This window comes from Bartonella sp. AP57NXGY (genome assembly GCF_042195805.1).
GTDB lineage: Bacteria > Pseudomonadota > Alphaproteobacteria > Rhizobiales > Rhizobiaceae > Bartonella.
This window is the reverse complement of the sequence record NZ_JBHIOZ010000237.1, coordinates 1-1781: the sequence shown is the minus strand read 5'-3', so window position 1 is coordinate 1781 and position 1781 is coordinate 1. Positions and strand designations below refer to the sequence as shown.

Genomic DNA, 1781 nt, shown 5'->3' with positions numbered 1-1781 from the left:
AACAGAGCTATACAACTCAACAGTTTTAAGATTTTCTTCATTCTTCCCCTCTTTCAATGGATTTATTTACAATAAAAAAGCTCATAAGCCTGTTGATATTTCCTGTCACCGCTGCTTAAAACAACGGTGAACAATATTGAGATGATGGATTGAGAAAACAATCCCACCATTCCAAGTGAAGGCAAGGATAGCGGATTGTTAATCATCACAAACAGCAAAACTTAAGGATAACATTCATATTGTTCTGGATGCTTTTTACAAAAAGGGCTGTTCAAGCGCTTCTTGACACTGCGCTGTGGAACAACAGCGCCTGGACGACAAATGGGCAAGTTTTCAGCTTTATGATTTCCACACCAGCCTCCCCCCACATCATATTTATAGCGAAATCCCGCTTGGAGCATGCAAGCATCAATGGTTGCATTTGCATTATTACTGAGCTTTCTACTTTCTGGATCCTTATCATAAGGGGTTGGCATACCGCATTCTAACAAGGCTTTTCCTATCTCCGTAAAATCTGCTCCTGGCTTCTCCCATGCCCCTATAGAAGATATGGGAGTTTTATTAAACTGGCACCCAGCTATACTTAACAAAGTTACAGCACTTAATAATTTTACGATGTGTTTCATTTTTTACTCCATGATTTACTTGAAGGAACTTGTTCACGATGAGATGAGCCGTAAAGCATGTTGCACATACGCCCCGCATCTCCAAGACAGGTATGGGAACTTATGGGATTTGTAGCCACTCTCAACCATTCTGTCCAAACGTTACTGCCAGCAGGGAGTGTCCCGTAGGTATAGCCATTGCCGCCAATAATTCTGCTGACAAAGTCGTATCTATTCCCATCAAAGCCAACAATGGTTTGTTTGCCATCACTCACATAACCTAACAGACCGGATGCCGCCAAAACATTAGCCGCTGGTCCATAGAAACTGATCGTTGTATTGCCAGCTACATCATTTACACCTTCTTGTTTGAAAGAATTCAGCATATTCCCCAATGTCATTGTCCCGCGACTATGTCCATAAAGTTCTAATCCTGTAAGACCATAGCTATACATCAAATCTTTTGCTTCTTGTGTGGAATTGGTCAAACCCCAAAAGTTATTTTCCATAAATTTCTGATAGCCCGCGACTAGAAGTTCTGAGATAGCAGAATCGGCTTGAGGGAACACAACAAAATAAAGCGGTTCATTTTTATTCTCCGCATGTTGCTCTGCATAAACAGCAGCTTCATAGGGTGGCGTAAAGATGCCATTAAAGGACACATGCACCTTGCCATCAGAACCTTCTTGTAAATGCTGCTTTTCTTCATCCGTTAAATAATGGAACTTGGGGATTTTTTGTCCACGAGCATCTCTTATAGGTACCCCATTCGCATCTATTTCATAGATTGTATTGCCATTTTCATCACGGTCGACCACGGCAATGGGGTGCTCTTTGATAAACATGGTTTTATAGGAGTCATCACTGTATTTAAATCCTTCTTCTAAAAGTTGGGTTGCCATTTCACGGTTTTCATGGACGATTTGTTCCAGCTTGCCTACATCGAGCTGTTGTACACCCTTATGGGCGCTAGCAGTATCCCGATTAAGGGAGGCTATGGCTTGCTCAACATCTTGCCCTGTTAATGCCTTCTGCCCTGCTTCATCAGTAATGACGATAGTGCCATTGCTGATAGCGGATTTGGTATATCCTTCCTCTGAATCTTTAGCTTTTGAATGATCTAAGACATTTTTAGCAATGTTTTTCCCGACACCATATTTGCCCTGATACATCGGA

General features: G+C 41.8%; 2 protein-coding genes. Both read right to left on the bottom strand.

Annotated features, from left to right (window positions below):
• Positions 1-221 precede the first annotated feature (221 nt).
• Positions 222-626: a hypothetical protein gene (locus tag ACFIL8_RS09830; RefSeq protein ID WP_375615473.1), complete on the bottom strand. Its 405-nt coding sequence runs from the start codon at positions 624-626 to the stop codon at positions 222-224.
• Positions 623-1781, bottom strand: a 1159-nt coding sequence (locus ACFIL8_RS09825) for a filamentous hemagglutinin (protein ID WP_375689617.1), incomplete at its 5' end; no start/stop codon positions are given. The genes ACFIL8_RS09830 and ACFIL8_RS09825, both read right to left, overlap by 4 nt.

Excerpts from the sequence above, each read along its gene's own strand:
- ACFIL8_RS09830 (WP_375615473.1), bottom strand. The coding sequence starts at position 626 with ATGAAACACATCGTAAAATTATTAAGTGCTGTAACTTTGTTAAGTATA.